16 protein-coding genes are annotated in these 22258 nt (G+C 57.4%); 14 read left to right on the top strand and 2 right to left on the bottom strand.

All coding sequences use genetic code 11. The annotated features are described in order from the left end of the window. Positions 1-43 precede the first annotated feature (43 nt). The 6 genes from K6T25_RS15260 to K6T25_RS15235 all read left to right on the top strand — a co-directional run bounded on the left by K6T25_RS15260 (position 44) and on the right by K6T25_RS15235 (position 8488). Complete coding sequence (locus K6T25_RS15260; RefSeq protein ID WP_222918232.1) at positions 44-3694, top strand: hypothetical protein; 3651 nt, start codon at positions 44-46, stop codon at positions 3692-3694. A 1414-nt stretch (positions 3695-5108) separates the two neighbouring features. Beyond that, complete coding sequence (locus K6T25_RS15255) at positions 5109-5537, top strand: hypothetical protein (protein WP_222918231.1); 429 nt, start codon at positions 5109-5111, stop codon at positions 5535-5537. A gap of 622 nt (positions 5538-6159) precedes the next feature. Further along, entirely contained in the window at positions 6160-6618 is a 459-nt protein-coding gene (locus K6T25_RS15250) for a hypothetical protein (RefSeq protein WP_222918229.1), read from the top strand. 119 nt (positions 6619-6737) lie between these two features. Beyond that, complete coding sequence (locus K6T25_RS15245) at positions 6738-6929, top strand: hypothetical protein (protein WP_222918227.1); 192 nt, start codon at positions 6738-6740, stop codon at positions 6927-6929. Positions 6930-7454: 525 nt separating this feature from the next. After that, complete coding sequence (locus K6T25_RS15240) at positions 7455-8201, top strand: P-loop NTPase family protein (RefSeq protein ID WP_222918225.1); 747 nt, start codon at positions 7455-7457, stop codon at positions 8199-8201. A 2-nt stretch (positions 8202-8203) separates the two neighbouring features. Further along, positions 8204-8488 carry a DUF8156 family protein gene (locus K6T25_RS15235; protein WP_222918246.1) on the top strand — a complete coding sequence of 95 codons (285 nt, stop codon included), beginning with the start codon at positions 8204-8206 and terminating at the stop codon, positions 8486-8488. Positions 8489-8618: 130 nt separating this feature from the next. Here K6T25_RS15235 and K6T25_RS15230 read toward each other — a convergent pair whose 3' ends face one another. Continuing rightward, positions 8619-10379 (bottom strand): hypothetical protein, encoded by a 1761-nt coding sequence (locus K6T25_RS15230; protein ID WP_225917880.1) that lies wholly within the window; start codon positions 10377-10379, stop codon positions 8619-8621. Between the two features lie 511 nt (positions 10380-10890). Between K6T25_RS15230 and K6T25_RS15225 the strand changes: the two genes are divergently transcribed. From K6T25_RS15225 to K6T25_RS15210, 4 genes are all read left to right on the top strand, one after another. Continuing rightward, positions 10891-11250, top strand: coding sequence for a MarR family transcriptional regulator (locus K6T25_RS15225; protein ID WP_222918224.1), 360 nt, complete (start codon positions 10891-10893; stop codon positions 11248-11250). Further along, positions 11247-11588, top strand: a complete 342-nt coding sequence (locus tag K6T25_RS15220; RefSeq protein ID WP_222918222.1) for a PemK-like protein — start codon at positions 11247-11249, stop codon at positions 11586-11588. Before K6T25_RS15225 ends, K6T25_RS15220 begins: the two co-directional genes overlap by 4 nt. 294 nt (positions 11589-11882) lie before the next feature. Beyond that, positions 11883-14090, top strand: a complete 2208-nt coding sequence (locus K6T25_RS15215; protein ID WP_222918220.1) for a type B DNA-directed DNA polymerase — start codon at positions 11883-11885, stop codon at positions 14088-14090. A gap of 128 nt (positions 14091-14218) precedes the next feature. Next, positions 14219-14779 carry a DUF8115 family protein gene (locus K6T25_RS15210; protein ID WP_222918218.1) on the top strand — a complete coding sequence of 187 codons (561 nt, stop codon included), beginning with the start codon at positions 14219-14221 and terminating at the stop codon, positions 14777-14779. 40 nt (positions 14780-14819) lie between these two features. Here K6T25_RS15210 and K6T25_RS15205 read toward each other — a convergent pair whose 3' ends face one another. Continuing rightward, entirely contained in the window at positions 14820-17384 is a 2565-nt protein-coding gene (locus K6T25_RS15205) for an HNH endonuclease signature motif containing protein (protein WP_222918215.1), read from the bottom strand. Positions 17385-17547: 163 nt separating this feature from the next. Here K6T25_RS15205 and K6T25_RS15200 point away from each other — a divergent pair, with 163 nt between their 5' ends. The 4 genes from K6T25_RS15200 to K6T25_RS15185 are packed head-to-tail and all read left to right on the top strand — an operon-like array spanning position 17548 to position 22234. Continuing rightward, positions 17548-19599 (top strand): DEAD/DEAH box helicase family protein, encoded by a 2052-nt coding sequence (locus K6T25_RS15200; RefSeq protein ID WP_222918213.1) that lies wholly within the window; start codon positions 17548-17550, stop codon positions 19597-19599. 45 nt (positions 19600-19644) lie between these two features. Next, a complete protein-coding gene (locus tag K6T25_RS15195; RefSeq protein WP_222918212.1) occupies positions 19645-19839 on the top strand; it encodes a hypothetical protein in 195 nt (64 codons plus the stop codon). Positions 19840-19842: 3 nt separating this feature from the next. Then, positions 19843-21813 carry an AAA family ATPase gene (locus K6T25_RS15190; protein WP_222918210.1) on the top strand — a complete coding sequence of 657 codons (1971 nt, stop codon included), beginning with the start codon at positions 19843-19845 and terminating at the stop codon, positions 21811-21813. Beyond that, a complete protein-coding gene (locus K6T25_RS15185; RefSeq protein WP_225917879.1) occupies positions 21806-22234 on the top strand; it encodes a hypothetical protein in 429 nt (142 codons plus the stop codon). Before K6T25_RS15190 ends, K6T25_RS15185 begins: the two co-directional genes overlap by 8 nt. The last annotated feature ends 24 nt before the right edge of the window (positions 22235-22258 follow it).

The raw sequence follows: 22258 nt of genomic DNA, 5'->3' as shown, positions 1-22258 counted from the left end.
ACCTCGTGGCGATCCTCAAATACGGTACTACTGGGGTCCGAGGGTGCAGGGGTTCACCGACCACTACCACGACCAACTGGACGACTATATCGGAACGAACGGCGCGTACAACGACCTCATCGACTACGTCGACGAGTCGTATTGCACGCCCTGCGGCGAACTCGATCGGTCAGAAGTCGACACCGCCCACGCCGACCCGAGCAAGTGGCCCGAACACGACGTGTACGTCTCCGAGTGCCAGTTCTGCACCCTGAGCGGGACGTGTGACTCCTGCAACGCAGAGAAGGCCATCGCCCGGATCGACACGACGCCGTGTTACGCCGACGGCGGCAGTTGGCACACCGCACCGGACGTCGAGTGCGACCACTGTACGATCAGCGTGTTCTGTCCCGACTGCGTGGCCGCCCACGAGGACGCTCACGAGAACTCTACACAGGAACCGATCGCGACTCTCAACGCCGAGCCGCGCCACAGTGTAAAGCGGGAGTTCTTCGACCTCCATGACATCACGCAGTCTGAGCTCACTGAGCTCGGGAAGCCCGAGGTTGCCAAGGGCTCCACACAAATCTCCTTCACGACCGAGGAACTCAACAGCCTCACGAAGAAGAACGGCGAGCCGCTGACGGTCGAGGACCTCCCGCCGCAGGCCCGGTCGGGTCATGCGTCCTTGGATACCGGTGGGTCCGACGAACCAGACGACGTGGAACACATCGACCCCCAGAACGGCGACACGGTGGACGCCGAACACGGCGATCCCGTCGGCCCCAAGAACGACTCCCCGTACGAGTCGTGGACGCACGACGAGCCAACGCAGTTGGTCGAACACCACGAGTGCCCCCGGTCTGATCACGGGTACGAACCGAGCGACTGTGGGATGTGCGAGACGATCGTGACCAGCGAGCCGTTCACCTACCTCCCGGTCACCGCGATGGACTACTTCACCGGCCCCAACTGGGAGAGCCAAGCCACGGACGACTCCATCGACAGTCCCAACGAAGCCCGCCAGCAGAAGGCCAACACCATCGGACGAGGGTGGAGCGAGGAGACCGTCACCGACGCTCGCGTCGGGTACGTCCCTCCGAAGAAGACCGCAGGTATCTCGCACCTGATCGAGGAAGGGCACACGGTCCAACAGCTCCTTGCGACCGGCCTCTTCAGCGTGGATACGTGGGATATCGCTGCGGAGTTGGCCCAGGACAGCGACGACCGTGACGAGGTTGAACAGATCGAGGACGTGATCAGCGCCCACCTGTACGCCGACGACGAGGACGAGGAAGCCACCCAGTCCGCCGATGGGAGAGACCTCTGGAAGGAAATCCGGAAGCTCGATCCCGAAACCGTCCTCAAATCCCGCTGGCGCGGGCGGCTGTTCTTCCCCTACTTCGATGCTGACGGGAAGCCCATCCACGCCCTCTCGAGGACGATGAAGGCACGGCCGCACCCGAACGACACCAAGTCGGACGCGAAGTACGCGAAGCTCCCCACCTACAACCACATCGGCAGCGAGGAGCCGATCTACGGCGTCGATAGCCTTCGGTCCGGCGAACCCGTCGTGATCACCGAGGGAATCGCCGACGCGATCGCCGCCCACGCCCACGGGATCCCGTGTCTCTCGCCGGTCACCGTCCAGTTCTCCGACGACGACGTCAGCAAGTTGCTGGACATCATCGACGAGTACGACATCCCGGTTGCCTACGTCGTCCAAGACAACGAGCGTGCGGAGTTCAGTTGGCAGGACAACAGCGACGCCGACAACACCGTCGACGTCGACGACGACGGCCGGTTCGGCACCACCGGGGGCGAGATCAACCAGTGGGTCGAGTTCGACGGAATCGGGCCCGGCGAGCGCGGGGCACTCAAGACCGCGAAGATGCTGGACGACAACGGCATCGGCGCGTTCCTCATCGAGATCCCCCGGATCGCCGGCCGGAAGGTCGACCTCGACGACTACCTCACCGACGAACTCTACGAGGTCGCCCCGCCGCTGCCGCACCTGTCGGCGCTGTTGGAGACGTGGCGCCGCAAGGACGACGAGGCGACGCTGCGGGAGACAGTTGGGTCCGCGGAGGTCCCACGCGTCTCGCCGCAAGCAAGCACGTACACGGACGGCCTGTCGTCGGTAGAAACCAACCTACTGGACACCATCACCCTTCGGCGGGCGTTCACGAGCGAGGTGGGCCAACAGATCACCGCGTATCTCGAGGAACACCACGGGGTCGGTCTGGACGAGGAAGACGAGGACGTCACCGTCCGCGAGCGGTCCGCCGTTGAAGACGACGAGGCCACAGCCGACCAGATCCCACTGCGGTTCAAGGAGTTCCCCCACATGGACTATGCCGGCAGTGGGCTGGATGAAGCCGAACTCATGGAGATTCTCGAGTGGGACACCGAGTACGGCATCCCGCGGGTGCCCATCGGCGAGTACATCGACTTCGCGGAGGCAAAGACGGCGATCGTCACTGCCGACGGTGCCGGCTGGGAGGACGTCGTCGCCACGGCCGCGGGGGGCGGGCCGGAGGACATCTTCGCCGAGGACGCCGGCGAGGAGTTCCGCCCGCCGTCGCTCGCGAAGAGTGGGCTTGGCACGTACCTCACACTCGGTCGGCACGTGGCCGTGCGTGGGTCGGAGAGCCTCCATCGTGATGTGAAGCACTTCGGGAAGTGGGTCGACGACAGCGACGACGAGAGCGGGCCTGTGGAGGTGCTCACGGAGCCGCTGTTCGAGGCCCACACGATTACCCATCCGACGGACCACGACGCCTACGACGAGTTCACGAAGCACCGTGCGGTGGAGCAACTGGACGAGCGTCGGTCCGACTCCGACCGGCCGGACCTCAAGAGCGGATCCAACAGCAACCGGAACGAGTTCTACGAGCAGACGATCACCGCACTCACTGGACACGACGTGGGTGAGCGTGACGTGAACCCACTGGCCCACATCGGTGACTCAGAGAACTACTTCCTCCCGCTCAAACGCGATATCGCATACGACCACAAGCGGCAGGTCACCTACACGCCGCTGTCGTATATGGCCTGCATGGTGGGGGTCCGTCGGGTCGACAACCCCGGGGGAGAGTTCACCGACGAAGAAGAGCTCCACACGTGGGTCCGGATCAAAGAGCGGACATCCATCCTCAGCGACGATGCCAAGATCCCCTGGAAGTTGCTGAACGAGGCTGGCCTCGAACTGGGGACGCTCGAACCAGAGGATATCCAAGAGACAGAAGTTCCTAAAGAAAACAAGACTGTCACCGTCGACATGATCGTCGACGACCAGAAGTTCAACGCGACCATCGACGCCTTCCGCGAGGAGTACGGTGTCGACCCCGGCAGAAGTAAACGGATTACCGAGGACGATTTCCTCGTCGACGGGGTGACCAAAGAGGAGTCGTTCGAGGCCTTCGCAGAACATCACATTACTGATGTAAAGCCGGATTGGGACGAGCGAGATACTAACCAAGCCACGGTCAAAACGAAATACGCTTGGGCAGCGTATGAGGAGTTTTGTGAAGTCAATGGTGTTGACCCCCGCCCCCAGGGAGACTGGCCTGAGCTGGTTGAGGAGATCGGCTGTGAGAAGAAGCGGATGACTCTGAATAGTAATCGGAGGCGTCGACTTGTGGGGGCAACTCTCACACCGACGGGCTGGATGATGAAGAAGAGGAGGCTTGGTTCGGACGGCCCACGGGACTAGAATCTCCCACCGAAAACTAAGAACCTACCAGATATATTAGATTCTGTTCTGCATCAAATTGGTACTCGTTCAAAGGCTGGTTGTGAGGGCTGGGAATATTGAGCAATCTTGCTCCTTGGAGTACTGCGGGCAATATGGACCAAACCGTGATCAATACAACTACCCGATTTGGCTCATGGGGATCGGTGTGCTCTATTGTAGGTCCCCCATCAAATTAGGAAGTCAGAGTCTCAGATGAGTCCATATATATACGATATGGAAAGGCGGGAATAATCTAATTAAATTCAGGTGTTCTATCGGCTCATCTAACGGTTCCTCACTCCCACTCAATTGGGTTGTTGGACTGGCCCTCATGGAAGCGACGTTCCTATTGAGCTGAATGGGAAGTTAGGAATTCGGAGGAGATTTAGACACTATCGAATGAGTATCACGGTTCAATTGATGACGGGATATTCATTATCATACTTCTGAGGGTAAAGCAGGAGCACCCAGGAACCAAAGTCAGTTGGTAAGCCATTCGATAGGGCCTACGGTACGTAGAATTTCTTTCTTCTACAAATCCAGCACCCAGTAACTCATGGTGGAGTAATCTATTATATTGGTTGGCAAACGTACAACTATCAGGATGGGATGATCTCGAAGTGAGGATATCATTTGGCGTCGCAAAGAGGTCGGTCGAAGGAGATCGCCTTGGCTCCTAGTAGTTCAGCGAAAAATTTGTGTGGGACATTCTACGGGAGTATGAGTTCTAAATACCAGAATAATGATGAAAGGACAACCGGCGGTGAAAGGGTGCGGACAGGGGTAGCGGACAGGGGGGGAGCAGTCCGCTAAACCTGAAAATAACCATACGGCACCGGGTTGAGGGGTTGTCCGCCACCCTGTCCATCGCTAATATCGGAATCGGAAATACACTTCTCAGTTATTACAATCATGCAATCATCAAAAATCGCTGTACGGCAATAGGTGGATAGGGGTGTGAATTTGTTCCGGACAGGGGTGTGGACAGGGTAATCTACAATGGAGTTATTAATCTCGCAATCTATCACGCTTATCCCCGTTTTGGCCACTGATACCCTCAAATCTGTACGAATACTTTGTTCAAGCATCTCTTCAGTTGACTGCCCTTTTTTACAGGGTTTGCGTCGAGGGGAGGGGTACATAAAGCCCGTATTGAATAACCCCCTATATGACGTTACGGAGCACAGCTCCTGTCTCCAAGGCCGACAGGCCAAGCAAAATCGAAGACACCGCCAAGCGGCCAGTGGGACCTTCGATCTCTCTGGGAGCTGATATAGGAATCAGCGGGTGGGGGGTTGGACATGACGACAACCGAGGATGGACGACTGGCCGATCGACCAGCAGAGGAGTGGCCCCGCCACAGCGGATCGGCAGTCGCCGATAGCGACTGAAGATGGAGGGTAGAGGATACTGGAAGTGGTGGGGGGTTGGCCCGAACCGAGCGGTGACCTCGAGGCAGTCGGCGCAGGGAGGAAGGGACTGGGCAGACGAGCCATCCGGCTCTTTCCTGACCGCCGGTCAGAGGGGTCCGCAGTCGCCGGAGGCTCTATCAGAATCTCGATACATCACCGACTCGCACGCCGAGTGGCTGTCCGACATCCCGTGGGCAGTCGGCCCAGGAGTCACCATCGTCGACGTCGACCGCGACGACTCGAGCCGGGGGGACAACCCGTGGCGATCGTTCCGCAGTGGCGGCGCCGCGACACGCCCCGTCGACGAGGTCGTCACCCCAGCGCAAGCCGAGGCGATCCGCGCGGCTATCGACCAGCCCATCGACCGGTGCTACGCACAGGCGACATCCGGCCGAGCGATCGCCCAGTGACCCTGGGAGGCCCATGGGGAGACTCTCGGTGAGACGAGTGACCAGTGGGGGGCAGACCAGTGGGAGCCCCATAGGGACAGACGCAGATCGAGTCGGTGGGACAGTACCCACATCGAACACCAACCTACCACATACTTGATACAGGAACTCGACCGCGACAGCGACCGCCGACTCGATCGTGGTGCCCCAGCCTGAGCCGGGAGTCGGCACGGTCGACCCGCCGCGCCTCGCTGCGCGCCTCGGCTCACGATGTTCGCCTTCTGTGCTTGCGTCGGCGGGGCGGGATCGACCGCACCTCTCCCGGCTTCGAACCGCGACCGCGACGGCGCCGCACCAGCTCCGCGACCGCCACCGCACTCGTTGGACCCGCCGTTGCTTGCAGGAGACCATGCCAACGAATCAGAACCGTAGTGCAGATATCGACAAACAACTCGGGAAACCTGATAGGAAGAAGCCCAAGACACCAATCGACGACAGCCACCACACCCAGTCGAAGACGAGTCAGAACACCGGGGCAAGCGGGGGGAGATTACGACGGGGAACCAGCCCGGCCATTTGTCCTCAGTCGACGGGCGAGATGACTTCGAAGACGTCACACAGTCAGCGGAGTACCGAGCGAGTCGTGCCCGTTTCAGACACAACTACTGAGGGGGGTTCGGAGGGGTTCGAACTCGCGATCGACGGAGAGTGTGCCGCGCCGGGGTGTGGGGAAGCGCCACAGAAGGGGAACCTCGACCTGCTGTTAGGAGCGCGGGTCGGTGGGATGGACGCGGACTACGGGGAGGTGTCGTTCTGCTCGGTGGAGTGTCTGGACAAGTTCGTGTCGCTGGCTCCGTTCCGCGAGCAGTACCCGGAGACCTCCGAGGTGACGATCACGGCCGGGGAACCGGTCATCGCGTACGTGAGTGCGATGGCAGCGGCGAGTGGCCCCGACGAGGTAGCCGACGATGCGTACATCCCGGTGGCCGGGTGCAACTTCGAGCGGGCCCACGAGGCGGTCGCGGAGCAGCTGTCCAGTGAGGAGTTCCCGATCAGTGAGGCGGATCGCGACCAAGTCTTCGTCGAGTACAAGCACCTGTAGCGGCCCAAACGGCGCTACCCTTAAGAGCGGGACCTCGGTACCACGGTCGAGGACACGATAGCCACCCCTGCGCAGCCCGCAGGCGAAGCGATAGCTCCGCGACCAGCAGCAGCAACACCATGCACATACGCACACCGACGTTCGAGAACAGTATCGCCCGCAGGATCCAAGCCAACCCGATCGTGATGGGGACGGGCCTCCTGCTCGTCGTGACCGCGGTGCTGGCGTTCAGCGCCATCATCGCCTCGTCCGTGTTGGAGCCAACGACCAACATGCATAATTCTCTCTCAGCTGTATCGATTGATTTCTGACATATCTGCGGATTTTCATGATGTCTACAGTAGAGGGATACTGTCGTCGGTCCAACTTCTCGAGCTCAAGTTGCGTACCAACTCTCTACTCGTCGACGTGCCTCGAGGTCTCGCCGCGGCGCCGCCGGAGGGAGGAGGGCCACACAGTGGGCAGTGCAAGGCCAGAATGACAGTGGGCCAGTATCAGGTACACGCGCGTTTCAGGAGACGAGGGTATGGTAGGGGGGAGGGAGTTGAGCGGAATGAGCTGGCCGACTGCGCTTCTCTAGTTTGCCACTGGACTGACCCCGTCTCTAACTGCAGTTGGTCCGCTTCTCGCGACCGCTACAATATGGCCACCAAGACGGGGTTCACTTCCGGGTCATACACACTCCATCTGAGATAAACGCCCGCAGAGACGAAACTGTCGTAACCGGCCGCGAGCAGGCTGAAAGTCACACGGTTGCGCTCACTGGGCTGTTCACTTTCACTTCCACTCCACACGCATGGCTGAGCCCCTTATGCGTGCTCTCCGTCCGATCTGGTATGCATCGCGACCAGCCGCACGATGGTGTCGAACTGCCCACGCTCGAAGCGGGTGTGACGCTCCTGGAGATCGACGCCGACCTCGGCGCCGAGCCGTTGTGCGCGCTCGTCCTCGACCAGCTCCTCTCGGCAGGTGATCACGCCTTCTGGGTCGATGCCGGCGGGCACGTCCAGACGTCGACGCTCGCGACGCTTGCGCCACACCCGCAGTACTTGGAACGGATCACGGTCGCTCGTGGGTTCACAGCGTATCAGCACGCCTCGCTGCTCGATCGGCTGCCGCGGGTGGTTTCGAACGCCGCGCTCGAACGCACTGACCCGGCACTCGTAGTTGTCCCCGCAATGGATCTGCTCTACCGTGAGGACGACATCCCACGTGAACAGGCCCAGGAGTTGCTCGTCCAGCGGCTCGCGACGCTTGCTGGGCTCGCCCGTGACCGCAACCTGCCGGTCGTGATCACTCGCGCTCGCGACGACGAACTGTCGGCGCCGATCGAGGCCGCCGCTGGAGAGACACTCACCTGCCAGGCAACGTCGTTCGGGCCGCGGTTCACCAGCGACGACGCCGAGTCCGATTCGGAGACGCTCGTCTACCATACGGGCGACGGGTGGCTCCAGACGACGCTCGCGTTCTGGCGGGAGATCCTCCAGCACCGCGCTCGCGCCGTCGACGCGCCGGTCGACACCGCTGGGGAGTCGCCGAGCGCATCGTCGACGACGTCGCCGGTCACCCCCGAGGGGTGGTGAGCGTGGGGCGCACGAACCCGACGTTCCGTGATGTACTCGGGCGGATGGAAGAGGAGTGGAGTGACTTCCGGCGAGCGCTGCGCCGGCGCCATCAGCCGCTGCTCGACCGCCTGTTCACCTACGCTCGCGAGCACGCCGACGCTGCGAGTCACCTGAATCACCCCGACCGCCTTGCGCCGGTGCTGGTGAGCATCGACCTCGAACAGGAGGACCGCATCGACGAGCTCGAGGAGCGCGTTGCGGAATTGGAGGCGCGTCTTGAAGACGCGGTTGAGTGCGACCAATAGGCTCTGTTGAAACCCTTCACCGCTGACAACAGTGCCGTGCGAGATACAAAGCGTCTATACAGCAGAGTATCGATATACAACTGATTCCCAGCGTGCTATTCGAACGCGACGCTTATTTTTCGGCACCCATTTACAGGATGTCGACTTCCTCGCCAGAGTTTATCACTCCGGTTTCGATCCTGCCCGTTGCGACCTTATCGCCCTTCGATAGCTCTCCGGCACCAGCGAGATGAACGAGCGGGGCGTCCAGTGCTGATACAGCCAGCTTTTCCGCCTCCATCCCGAGGATGTCTACTCCCCCGCCACCGCCGTCAGCCATCTGCTCGTCGTTGTCTCCCTCGAGGATACCCCCTAGAGGGCCTGGCATCATCCCAGAGTCGGCGACAGATTCGGGGGCCCCACTGACCAAAGCCGAGCCGAATCGACTCCGGTCGCGGGAGAACTGCTCGACGATGCGGTCATCGTAGTCGTCGCTCTCGATGTCCTCCGGGGTCACGCTCGCGACCTCGGTCGGCCCCTCCGCGAACAGGAGGGTCACCGAATCCTCGAAGAGCGCACCCTCGTCGAGCACCCAGCCGCCGGCGAAGACGATCTGGTCGTCGTTGCGGACCCGCTTGAGGTAGAACAGCCCAGGTAACGGACACGGACAGTCCTCCGGCGTCACGGTCACGGGACAGACCAGCGATGGACTGACCGAACCATCGCCACCGGAGTCACCCACCGACACATTATCGCCCGGCATCACCATATCCCTGTCTTCGCCCAGGATAAGCTCGCCCGTGACATCTCCGGACGCGAGGAAGACTCGTTTCCCGTCGGTGTCGGCCGACGCCGCCGCGGCACTAACGACGGTGCCACCATCAGTACCGTCGCCGACGATGGCCCGGTTCTCGGTAGTGTAGGTGTCCAGCTTCGCCGAGAGGATGTTCTGGCGGGCGACGTCCTCGTGGAGCGAGATGGGGCCGTCGAGGTCGATATAGTTGTCGTCGGTGTAATCGAAGCAGCACACCGGGTCATATAGGTTGTTGAACGGTGTCCGTCGCCCGTCTGGTTCGTACGAGGACGCGAAGTACGCCAGCACGTGGTCCAGTGTGAGAACCTCGGCCAGCGAGCCACGGTCGCCCGGAAGACTGGCGTCGGGCAGACACACTGAGAACGACTCGCCGATGGTCGGTGCGTCCCGCAGATACTCGATGATATCGATGAATCGCGGCCGGCCCGGGTCGCGCGCTACGAGTTCGTCGTCGAGGCGTTCGATATCGCTGAGGACGATCTCCTCGACGCCTTCGAGTTCCCGCCGTGCGGCGGCCCAGTCCTCCTCCTCGACGGCCCCCCGGGCGATCCGAATCCCTTGTACTCGACCATCCGAATTTTCACGGACGGTCTCACAGACGCCGGTCCCACACTTGTCGAGTGCCGGTCGGAGGGCGTCTTCGGTGGTGTCGATGAACGCGTCGAAGGCTGTGCTGGCGGCGTTCTGGTCTTCTCGGGCTACGGCGGCCTGGGCGCTGGTGACGTGGCTGAGCAACCCCAGTTCGACGTCGTGAATCGCGTCGAGGGTGTCTCCATCCTCGTCATCGTCATCCTCGTCGGGCCCGGCCCACCACTCGTATTTGTTGGAGCGCGAGGAGTTGTAGTCCTGGGCCTGAGCCCCTTTGATTATGGGCGTGTAGTCGCCGTCGGAGTCCGGGGCCTTCGTTACCGCGCTGGTGGACCAGCCTTCGAGTTCGATATTCTGGGAGTCGAGACTGACTGTTGCCGGAATGTGGCTGACATCGGCCGGGCCGTTGCGGTAGAACCGCGGCTGAGCGCTGCGCTCCTGCTCGCTGGCGCTCCCCGCCGATCCGGTCGATGGCGGCCGACCCGCGTACAACGCCGCCGGTGCAGACACCGTCGTTCCGACGACCTGTTCGCTGGCACTTTCTAACAGCCCATCGAGCGCCGAACACCCTGCTAATCCACCGAGTGCGACAGCCCCACCCGCTGCGAGGACCGCTCGCCGTGTCGCCAGCGGAGTACTATCGGTAGTATCCGACCCTTCAACATCCGTACGACTTTTTTCACTCATTATTAATAATATATGTTATATAAGTACATAAGTTAGCATTATCATACCTCAACTGAGCACGACGGATCGGAGGCTTCCACCACTTTGAGTCGGAACACGTGATGGTTTCCCGTGGTCGCGTTTCGAACGAGAGACACTCTCTACAAGATATGCGCGTTGTATGCAGCAGGGGCTCAACGATCTGTCAGCAACCGAGGGTTTCAACAGAGCTGACCAATAGTATCTACGGCGCTTCAAAATCCGGATACTCGACGCTGTTGAAGTTCATAGATGCACCAGAGCCAGCTATCCAACAGTCCAAACAGCTATGTTCAAACAGCACCAACACTCGCACATGTCGAGCGGCACGATCGATATCGACGAGTTCGAGAACGCCGACCCCGACGAGTTCGAGGAGCGGACTGACACCGAGCGCATCGTGCTGTTTCTCGACGAACACGACGACCGGGCGTGGAAGGCGGCGACGATCGCAGCGGAACTCGAACTGGATACCGACGCCGTCAGTGCGATTCTCTCACGACTCAAAGAACGAGGGCTCGTCCGACACAAGCGTCCGTACTGGGCGATAACGGACGATAAAGAGCGACTCCAAGCCGCCTATCGGTTGCACCAGCACCACGAGACTGCAGCCGAGCAGTATGGCGAGGAGCAACTTGAGGACCTCCAGACTGATGAGATGGAGCGGGTGCAGTGACCGCGTTCGATGACCTCGAACGCGGCGACATCATCTGGGGGACTGACCCACTCTCCGAGAAGGGCCGCCCAATGCTCATCTTGGGGACTCCGCAGTTTGCTACCCACGGCGTCCAGCTCATCACAGTCTTGATTTCCTCCAAAACCTATCACGAGGAATCGCTCACGCTCCACGATGACGACTACGCGGGCGAACCGCTTGGAAACCGAAGTCACGTCCTCCCGTGGTCGCTGGCGACGCTCAACAGCTCTGCAGACGTTGAATATCATCTGACCTCGCTTGTCGACGAACGCATTGCGGACGTGGAAACGCAAACGGTCGGCTACATTTCTTCGTGAGCGGGATCTACTTTCACCTGTCAGCGACTCCGAGATACGTACTTGGAAGTTCGTACGGAAGTGCTGTGGAACGGCCTACTATCCCCACAATAGCCGAAACTTGGACCGGTCGAGACCTGTGGACTACTTTCACTCTAGATGGCTGAGGCATATCCCCTCTTGCAGTCTTTCACTGTCTGTGATCACCGCTACGGGACCATGGCGTGAATCGTCGCCGAGATCCGAACCACGGGGCGGCTGGCTCGGTAAGACCGCTACGACGGCCGAGACGCCGGTCGAGCGTGAGCGATAGCGATGGTACTCGCGATCGACTACGACGGCTCCACGGTCGTCGAATGGCGCCTCACGCCCGACGGTATCGAACGCACCCGCGTCGACGACTACCGACCCACGATGTACGTCGGAGCGCCTGTTTCGGAGTTGTACGGTGAGCATGGTGGCCAGACGCCGCGAGTACAGTTGCCGGCGCGTGGAGCGCTCACTGAGGCGCTTCAGGAGTTGCGCTCGTTCCTCAGGGGGCAGGCGGCCGTCGAGTCGCTCTCAGTGGACGTGTGGCGCCAGACGTTCCGCGCTGACGCCCGGCCGGTCCTCAAGATCGAGTGTCGCGAGATCGACGACGTCCGCTCGGTCGCGCGCCGCGTCCAGCAGTTCGGGGGCGCCGATGCGTACACCTGCTACAATGTCGATCTCACGCGGCAGTTCCGGTATACGCTTGAAACCGGGACAGATCCGGCGCCCGATACGGATGTGCGGGAGCTTCGGACGCTCGAGCTTGGGTTCCCGACCCACGAGTCCGGGGTAGAGGCCCTGCCCAAGCTCACCGTTGACGGTGAGCGCGTTGGTGCGACGCCGCGAGAGGTGGTTGAGGCCGTGGGCGAGTGCGTCGCGAGCGTCGACCCGGACGTGCTGGTCGTCGATACCGCGGAGGTCGTCCCACTGTTGTTCGAGGCAGCGGCGGAGTATGGCCTGCGGCCGTTCGAGCTTGGGCGAGAGCCGGGCTATACACAGTTGGCGTCGGCCTCGACGTACACGAGCTACGGGAACGTCGGTCACTCGCCGGCGCGATATTCGGTGCCGGGGAGAGTGCTGCTCGACCGCTCGAACTCGTTCTTTGTGCACGAGGCAGGCCTCGAGGGCTGTCTCGATCTGGTTGCGCGGGCTGGGCTGCCGTTGGAGGAGCTCGGCTGGGCGTCGATCGGGCGAGTGTTGACCGCGATGCAGATCCGGGAGGCGCGTTCGCGGGGCGTGTTGGTGCCGTGGCAGGCGTGGCGCCCGGAGTTCTTCCGCTCGGCGGCGACACTCGATACCGCCGACCGCGGCGGAACGACATTAGCGCCCGAAGTGGGGGTGCATGAGGACGTCCACGAGCTCGACTTCTCCTCGCTGTATCCGAACATCATCCGTGAATACAACATCTCACCCGAGACGGTGCGGTGTGGCTGCTGTGATACCCCACGAGTTCCAAAAGTGGGATATTCGATCTGTGAACGCGACGGGTACCTTCCCGCCGTGCTTGGTCCGTTGATCGACGGCCGGGATGCGATCAAACAGCGAATTCGTGAGTCGGACGATCCCGAAGAGATCGCGGCGTTGGAATCGCGTTCGGCGGCGATCAAGTGGATTTTGGTGTCGTGTTTCGGCTACCAGGGCTTCTCGAACGCGAAGTACGGCCGCATCGAGTGCCACGAAGCAATCAACGCGTTTGCCCGGGAGATTCTGCTCGATGCGAAGGCCGCGCTCGAGGCCGGCGGGTGGCGTGTGCTCCACGGGATCGTCGATTCGATCTGGGTGACGCCCGCGCCAGATGTGAAGGATGGAGAGCGGCGGGAGTTGGATGTGATTGCTCGGGAAGTGAGTGCGGAGGTGGGCATCGAATTGGAGTACGAGGGCGCCTTCGAGTGGGTCGCCTTCTGTCCGCGCCGCGGTAGTGATGGTGGGGCGCTGACGCGGTATTTCGGCCGGCGACGTGGAGTGGAGTTGCCTGACGAGGGTGTGGGTGAGGCAGTGAAGACCCGGGGGATCGAGTGCCGCCAGGACGACACGCCGGCGTGGATTGTGCGGCTGCAGGCGGCGTTGATCCAAACGTTAGACCGGACCCACGACGTGGAGGCCGTCGTCGGGGAGCTGCGGCGGTGGCTCAGGCGGTTGGAAGAGGGCGAGGTGGACCCGATCGAGTTACTGGTGACACAGCGCGTGTCGAAGCGCGCTGAGCAGTATCGCTACGAGACGGTGACGGTGGCGGCGTTGAAGCGTGCGAAGTGGAAGGACTGTGCGCTCGAACCCGGGCAGCGCGTCGAGTATCTGGTGGTGGATGATGAGGCGACGGGGTTGGGGCGGGTACGGTTGGGGTTTGAGTCGTTGGGGCGGTATGATGTCGAGTGGTATCGGCGCGAGGCGATTCGGGCTGCCGAGAGTGTGGTGTCGCCGCTCGGGTGGGATCGCGAGCGGATTCAGCGGGCGGTGTCGGGCGTTGTGGAGCCGTCGCTGGGCGAGTTTGGGTAAGTCTGTGTTTGGGGGCGTCAGTAAACCTGTTTCCAAGGTCAACAAGTCCACCTACGAGACGATCGTCCCTGACAGTTCAACGATATCCACGAGTCATTGAGGAGTTCACCGACGAGTTCCTAGGGAAGATGGAGCGGCTCTCGTCCCTACTGAACTTGCCGACGCTGATAAACACTGGCGACGAGTTCCAGCAGCTGTCGGAGTGTTTCGTCGACCCTTCTGGCGACGACATCGTTGCTGCGCTTGATTCCATCGAGAATGGCGGAAAACGCAAGACGATCGCACTCCGCGATCAGTCGGCTGCTGCGTTACTGACCACGCTTATGGAGAATCCTGAGCGGTCGAAGCAGGTTGGGGATGATCTTCGCAAGGCTCTCAACCGCGACGTCGACGAGAAGTACGATCGTTCAGAGATTGTTCGGCTGGCTCTTCGCGTCGGGCTCCAGCATGCTTCACCTGCGGTCGTTGAGGACCTCCAGACAGCTCATCAAGATTATGTCACGGTCAAAGTTCATCACCGGTATCGCCATCGTCAGTCTCGTTGCAATTGCATTCCATCGCCGCCGTGGTGGCGAAGCGGACTCTGCCGAGTAACGTCCCTGAACCGGACGGGCTCGAAATCTGGAGTTGCTGATCCGACCGTCGAAGAATCAGTTGACAGCATGGGCGTTGCCGACCACATCAAATGAGTACTCTGTTGTCGCTCCGTCTACTGGGATAACTGAAGAATCAGGAACGCTCTGCTCCTAACTCACCGAGCCCGGCCGTTAATTTCGAACGTACTGCCTCATTCACTGCCTCTCCATCAGCTCCATAGTGGATCCGTGCGTGGCACGTCGGGCATAATGCCACGACACGAGCTGGCGTCAATGGACCCGATCGAGTGAGTTCGTCAACGTGGTGAAGTTCAAGATGTGGCGTTCCATCGATTGCTTCGAACGCCGCATCATTTCCGCACGCTTCACAGACGCCTTCCGAACGCGCATGGACGTACGAAGCGATTGCTTGCGTATTTGCATAGGTTAATAGCTTAGCTCCTGATTCTACCAGTTCACTTTCCCCGCCCACCGAGGTTGCTTCAGTACGAAGGCGCGAAACCCTTTCACTGGGCTCGCGGTGTGAATGGAATGGAACGACATCCGGGTGGGTTGTCGCCAATATCGTCTCTGGGGGAGCGTGAAGGATGGGACACCACCTCTGAGGGAGCGTCTCGGTAGCCATCACGATCTCATCCGATGCACCGCGTAGTTCTTCTACGATAGTTGCTGCACCGGACAGGGCGACAGGGTGCACATGAGAGTGGGCCTGGCTATCGGTCGAAAAATCGAGTTCTTGATATGCAGTACCTGCAGCTTTCAGATGCTCTTTTGCAGCGACACTCGCGCTCAGGTAGTCGTTCCGTGACAGTGACCAATCCCGAGGTGGCTTCGCTTCACAGGCGCGGATAAATGAGAGATATGCAGTACGTTCGATTTCTACTCGTCCCCAGACCGACGAACGCTGTTGATCCGAACTGAGATCTCTTGTAAGGCGCTCAAACTGGTCACATGCCTCTGCAACCTGCCCGGCAGATCTGGCTCTTTCTGCTCTCGTGATTGCTTGATTTAGCTTGGCTTCTGCTTTCCAGACCTCACCACTCGGGGTAACGCTGTTTTCCGCTATTTTGAAGGCTTCTAACGCAGCATCGTATGCGCCAGTAGAGAGCTGCTCCAGCCCTTCAGTCATAGCCTCAGTCCATGGTGAGTCTTCGGTCAGCGTCTCAGTCACATACGAATTAAAAGACGCATGAATATGCGATTGAGATACTTCGGTAACAGTTGCTCTTACAGCCCCTGCAACAAGGGTTTCATCCGCCTCAACAGTAACAGGGATATCCTCTAATGCCCCCCATAATGACCCATCATTGACTACGTCAGTATCTACTACAATCTCGTCGCCGGTATTGAGTCCGAGCCCCTCAGCACGCGGCACAATCGATGTGATGACTTGACCGTGTGAAACCTCAGTAACCTCAGCGGTATATTGCCAAACTTTGGGAGACTCTGTTCCAGTATCAACCGGTATGCCAGAATAATTGACAAGCTCACCATCGTTAATCTCAACTTCAGAACCGGGAGAGGGCTTTCGCTGGTCTGATAGATCATCGACTGACGCCTGAATGTACCTATCGTTGAACTCAGAAATACCGACAGTTGGAGTGGTTACCCACTCTGGCACCTCTGCAGGAATTTTGACAAGAGTCTCCTCATAGAGTCCCCATGTGGTAGATTCCTCTCTGGAAACAATAGTTGGTTCTAGCGCATCCCCGAGGGTGTATTCCTGTTCTAGAGTGTCACTGGTAGCGCTCCGAGCATGAATTCCAGCCTCGGATGCTCCAATAACTTCCACTGTAACGTTGTCTTGGAGCGTACAGGGGGACTTGACCCACACACAATGCTGGTCAATCCATCCAATTGCCAAGGTCTCAGTAATCGAATTGGCAGCAATAACTTTCGGGCCTTGGCGTATCTCTGGCGGTAACTGGTCTGAGTGTGGTGTGAGTGCTTGGAGATACTCAGCGAGTTCATTTAGCTGGAACTCCGATGTCACCACTCGGGTCCCATTTGGACTGAGTTCGCCGGGCTCGAAGTAGTCAATATAATTAGCCGTCCATGCTTGCTCGTGAAGACAAATTCCCCGGTCGCCGGACAGCTGCCACACCAATACACGCTCGGGAATTTTGCGTTGGCGGACTGGCCCAATAGACAATTCAGTGCCGTTAGAGGCCTTGAAGTGTGTATTTCCTGAATTTGACTGACCTTTAGCTTTGCCAACCAGCAAGTCTCCGCGAGCTGCCTTTATAAACGAGGTAAGACGAGCGGATGTTGACTCTGGTTCTTCACCACCAGGCCGGTGGCGTTCTTTTAATCTCGGGAGATGATCCAGCTCTCCTTCCAACTCCTGTTGTTGATCTTGAAACGCCTCATGCGTCTCAATATAAGACCGGAGTTTTGACTGCTGTTCATTTGACAGCGACTGGCCGTACGTTTCTGAGACTTTCTGGATTTGACCGATGTCCTGGTGGCCCTTCGTTTCTGATTTGAAATGGAGGTCACCAAGGATGCGCAATGGCCGACAAACGTCCCACGGAATTTCGACTTCATCGCCTTCATATGGAACAGCATAGCCAATTTCCGCGAGGAAATTAACGGCTCGACGACGAACTTGATAGGTGCTTGGCCGGCTATGGGTTGGGTGAGGAACCCAGCGAACAATCACACCAGAGCTAGTAGTCTTATTTCGAAGCGTTGCCACGAGGGTGGGAATCACTTCTCAATGTATAACTGTTTGTCTCACTGGCAGCACTCGACGACTTCCATGGGTCAGCTTGGGGTAATTGCTGCAGTTCGCATATTGAGAAATCAGCCGTACAAATCACCGTACAGTTAAGACAGTGAACGGAGCATGAACGGGTACGATGGTTGACAGCCAGTTGTTCGACCAATTAGAGTTCCCACCCGTTATTGACACTTCTGAGGTCGATTTTGTCTCTGAGTTCTATGAGCCGTTGTTGTCCCGTGCAACGAAATACAAACGCGGTGTTGGGTACTTCTCGAGTTCGTGGATGCGATCAGCGGCGAGAGGAATGGCTGCTTTAGCAGAAAATGGCGGGACGGCCAAGTGGATTACCAGTCCAATGATCGGTGAAGACGACTGGGAAGCCTTGCAGAAAGGCTCTGAAGCAAAGCAGGATGAAGTACTCAGAGAGGCTCTTGAAGATGAAATTTCCAATCTTCGCTTCGATCTCGAATACAATACCCGCAATACCATCGCCTGGATGATCGCTGATGGGATCCTTGACATCAGATTTGCAGTTCCTAAGGTTGATCTGAGTGGGGATTTCCATGACAAGTTTGGGATCCTGCGGGATGAAGCAGGGAACAAAGTCGCGTTTCATGGCTCTCAGAATGACAGCCAGCACGCTCTCAGCAATTATGAAGCGTACTCAATCAACTGTAGTTGGTTAGGCGAACGAGATGCAGAAGCCGTTTCACACCAAGAACGGCGATTTGACAAACTGTGGGAGGGAGCAGTCCCTGATGTTGAGGTGTACACAATTCCCGACAGTGTCGCGAACGACATCGCGCAGCTCCGAGATGATGACTATCGTCCATATGATGACCCGACTGGGGGGTCCAAGGGAGGAGCTTCGCTCCTTCGGCCGTATCAGCGCCAAGCAGTGGATGAATGGCACGCGAATGGAGGCAAGGGACTATTCGAAATGGCAACTGGAACCGGGAAGACATTTACAGCACTGGCGGCTGCTGAGGAGATAACTAACCAGGATTCGGGGCCTAGTCTTGTTGTAATCGCAGTTCCATTCACTCACTTAGCCCCTCAGTGGGAGTCTGAGATGGATGCCTTCCAACTGGAGGCGCCAGTGTATGCCTATGGAACAGATAATCCAGACTGGAAAAGTGATCTATCGAGAACTCTGCAAAATCTTGAGATTGACATCCTAGACCAGGCGGTCGTACTCACAACACACACCACACTGTGTCATGAGTTTTTCATTGACCAGATTCAGAACTTCTCTGAAAACGCACTGCTAATTGGCGATGAAGCGCATCATCTGGGATCGGATCATCAACAAAAGGGGCTGGTCGATGAGTATGAGTATCGAATTGGACTGTCAGCGACCCCAGAACGCTACTATGATGAGGAGGGGACAGAGTTCCTCCTAGAGTACTTTGGTGGGACTGTATTCGAGTACACACTTGAGGATGCGATTCCGGAATATCTCACACCGTATGAGTACCATCCGGTCCCTGTCGAACTCACTGCTGATGAATTCAGTGAGTATCAAAAACTCTCTCGGAAATTAGCCCGTATTGCACACAACGACCAAGCTGATGATGAAGTTGTGGAGCGCTTAGCGCAAAAACGAGCTAACATCATCAAATCTGCTGAGAACAAGTATGCACAGTTGTCCACCGTACTTGATAGATTAGACCCAATCGACCATCTTTTGGTCTACACGAATTCCAGCCAGATTGATCATGTTCAGGATATCCTCAATGAGCAAGGGATCATCCAACACAAGTTCACGTATAGAGAAGACAGCGAGGAGCGTCAACGAATTCTCTCAGGATTCAAAGAGGGAGAATACGATGCCCTCGTCGCCATGAAATGCCTCGATGAGGGTGTCGACGTTGAAGCAACCAAGCAAGCCATCTTAATGTCAAATACGGGCAACCCAATGGAATTCATCCAACGGAGGGGACGGGTGCTCCGCAAATCCCCTGGAAAAGAGAAATCCACTATCTTCGATTTTATCGTCGTCCCGACACTCGATCCATCTGACACGGTTGCAGATGCAGAGCGGAACATTCTCAGGAAGGAACTCAAGCGATTCGAGGAATTCGCAGCCCATGCGAAGAACGAAATTCAGGCAAGAAATGCAATCGGTGAGATACGGATTCAATACCGAGTATCGACAGACGACGGAGATGAAGATCCATCTGTCTGAATTATATGCAAAAATCATAAGTAGTCCATAACGGTAGCTGGTGGCATGGATCGGGAAGACGTGAACGAGCTCATTCTGGATGAGGTTGATGACATCGAGGATGAGTCCGTCCGTCAGTTTATTGACGACATCCTGAGATTCGAGCGCTCGAATCTAGATATGGACCAGCCCCACTACAAGTCAGATTACAACGAATACATCGATGCGACCATTGAGAGTTGGCAAGAGGACAGCTCATAATAAATGAGCCGCTTAGAGATACTTTCCCTCACGATCAAAGACTACCGCCAGTATGCTGGTGAAGTCGAAATCGACCTCCAGACTTCTGGATCGAAGAATATCAATGTGATTGAGGGCCAGAACGGAGCCGGCAAATCTAATATCCTCAATGCAATCACGCTGTGTCTCTACGGAAAAGAGACACACCTTTCGGATAAGGAGGACGCAGGCTTGGAATCGTACCCCTATGTCAACCGGAAGCGACTGAGCGAAATTAATGGAAATGAAACTGCGACCGGCTATGTAGAATTACGGCTCGGAAAAGGGACCCCTGAGTATATATTCAAACGAGAATTCAAGACAGTCAAGCTCCCTGATGGAAAGTACAGTAGCACCTTGGGTGAGCTTCAACTAAAACAGAAGCTGGGCCGCGATTGGAAAACTGTCGACCAACCGAATACTCGCCTCAACCAGATTCTCCCCGCCCACGTACACGAGTACTTCTTATTTGACGGCGAACGGCTGGACGACTTCTTCGGACAAGGATATCAAGAACGTGTCCGCCGTGGTCTTCTGGACGTATCTCATATCGAATTGCTCGATAGGGCAATCACCCATCTTGAGAAACTAGAAGCTGAAACAAGACGCGAAATTGACGACGATGGCGGCGAAGCAGAACAAAAGCGACAGGAGTACGAAGACGCTCTCTCAAAGCTCGAATCAACGCGAAAGGAGCTCAAAAACACTAAACAAAATATCGAAGATACACAGAATCTTCGAGACAAAATCGATGCTGATCTGCGTGACAGCAGCGATCCCGACGTTCGGGAGAAACAAGTTGACCGTCAGAACCTCACTCGAGCCCTCTCACAGAAACAAGATGAGATTGAGCAGTTACAGGAGCGGCTCAGTCAAGAGCTTGTCCAGACAGGCCCGGCAGTGTATGCTCACAAATCACTAACTTATACGAAAGAGAAACTCGACGAACTCTCAGAGAAAGGCCAACTTCCTCCCAAAATCCAAGACTGGTTCATCAACGAACTCATTGAAACTGGAACGTGTATTTGTGGGGAACCAATTACAGAGGAGAGCACAGAACACCTCCGGAGTCTCAAGTCGGAGATGTCGGAGGTAGACGAGGATAATCTTGAGGGCAAGATGATCATCCCTGGCCTACTTGATGATGCTTTTGAGGAAGTTGACGAAATTAAGCAGATTCGTCAGGACCTGGTCGAAGCAGAGGAAGAAGAAAAGCGGCTCAACAGGAAGCTCAAAGAAATCTCTGAGGACCTGAAATCCTATGATATCCCGGATGATGTCGATGTTCAAGAATTAGAGAACCAACGAGAGGAGTATAGCAATCAGCTTGCGAAACTCCGCGAAAAGAAAGGTCGTTTGGAGAGTGAAATCGAGAGTGCTGAAGAACTAAAAAACGAGAAAAAGAAGGAATACGACGAAGCAGCCTCTCAGAAAGAGGAAAATGCTGAGCTCCTCAAGCGGATTCGATTTATCGAAACATCTCGTTACCGGCTCGTCTCAGTTAAAGAGGATATCCTCTCAACGGTTCGCTCGGAGATTGAAGCGAAGCTGAACGAATACTTCAACGAGATCATCTGGAAGGAAGAGGAATATACAGTCAAGCTCGGGGACGATTATCAGGTTCGTGTTGAAGGCCCGCGCAACGACAACAAGATCGGGTCGTTATCTGCTGGTGAGAGCCAAGTGTTGGCATTCTCCTTCCTCGCAGCAATCACACAGATTAGTGGGTTCAATGCCCCGATTATTATCGACACGCCGCTGGGAAGAATATCGAGTACGCCAAAGAAGCGAATCGCTCGCAATCTCCCATCGTACATTGATGACTCCCAAATAACGTTCCTGATGACCGACGAGGAGTACACCGATGAGGTTCGAGCGAATCTTAAGCCCAGTGTCTCTAACGAGTACCGACTTGAATACGCCAATGAAGTGACCAAGGTGGTTCCCTATGAGTAACACAGAGTACGAGTCGACCGACGCGCCACGGGACGTGAGTATTGAACGGTCTAAAGACAACCTGTACGAAGAGCTCCAAGAGAGCGACGGCTCGCCATTTCAAGGAGCCCAGCGGATGGAAATCTTCCTGTTCGCAGTTGCTTACGGCAGCAAGAAGACCGGGAAAACATCGCTAACTGGTGACCGTCAGGCGCTCTTCAATATCAGCTCGTTGAAGAGCGATCAAAAGTGGATCATCAAATCTGTCGCAGTACGTGATGCACGAACTACCGACGTACTCCGTGATGAAAAAGAAGTCTATCGAATCGCTCAAGAATATGCTAATAGTGGGTTGGAGGAGCTTCATGGAAAGCTCGTGGGACCGACTGATGCCCTGAGTGAGCTCTCTACCGACGTGATTAAATTGGCACAAGACTCCTAAACACCAGGTTAGACCCACATGCAG

It is taken from the genome of Halobaculum rubrum (assembly GCF_019880225.1).
GTDB classification, from domain to species: Archaea; Halobacteriota; Halobacteria; order Halobacteriales; family Haloferacaceae; genus Halobaculum; species Halobaculum rubrum.
The sequence above is the reverse complement of the archived record's forward strand: the minus strand, read 5'-3'. Positions and strand labels throughout refer to the sequence as shown.

Excerpts from the sequence above, each read along its gene's own strand:
- K6T25_RS15255 (WP_222918231.1), top strand. The coding sequence starts at position 5,109 with ATGGAGGGTAGAGGATACTGGAAGTGGTGGGGGGTTGGCCCGAACCGA.
- K6T25_RS15245 (WP_222918227.1), top strand. The coding sequence starts at position 6,738 with ATGCACATACGCACACCGACGTTCGAGAACAGTATCGCCCGCAGGATC.
- K6T25_RS15240 (WP_222918225.1), top strand. The coding sequence starts at position 7,455 with ATGCATCGCGACCAGCCGCACGATGGTGTCGAACTGCCCACGCTCGAA.
- K6T25_RS15225 (WP_222918224.1), top strand. The coding sequence starts at position 10,891 with ATGTCGAGCGGCACGATCGATATCGACGAGTTCGAGAACGCCGACCCC.
- K6T25_RS15215 (WP_222918220.1), top strand. The coding sequence starts at position 11,883 with ATGGTACTCGCGATCGACTACGACGGCTCCACGGTCGTCGAATGGCGC.
- K6T25_RS15210 (WP_222918218.1), top strand. The coding sequence starts at position 14,219 with ATGGAGCGGCTCTCGTCCCTACTGAACTTGCCGACGCTGATAAACACT.
- K6T25_RS15200 (WP_222918213.1), top strand. The coding sequence starts at position 17,548 with ATGGTTGACAGCCAGTTGTTCGACCAATTAGAGTTCCCACCCGTTATT.
- K6T25_RS15195 (WP_222918212.1), top strand. The coding sequence starts at position 19,645 with ATGGATCGGGAAGACGTGAACGAGCTCATTCTGGATGAGGTTGATGAC.
- K6T25_RS15190 (WP_222918210.1), top strand. The coding sequence starts at position 19,843 with ATGAGCCGCTTAGAGATACTTTCCCTCACGATCAAAGACTACCGCCAG.
- K6T25_RS15185 (WP_225917879.1), top strand. The coding sequence starts at position 21,806 with ATGAGTAACACAGAGTACGAGTCGACCGACGCGCCACGGGACGTGAGT.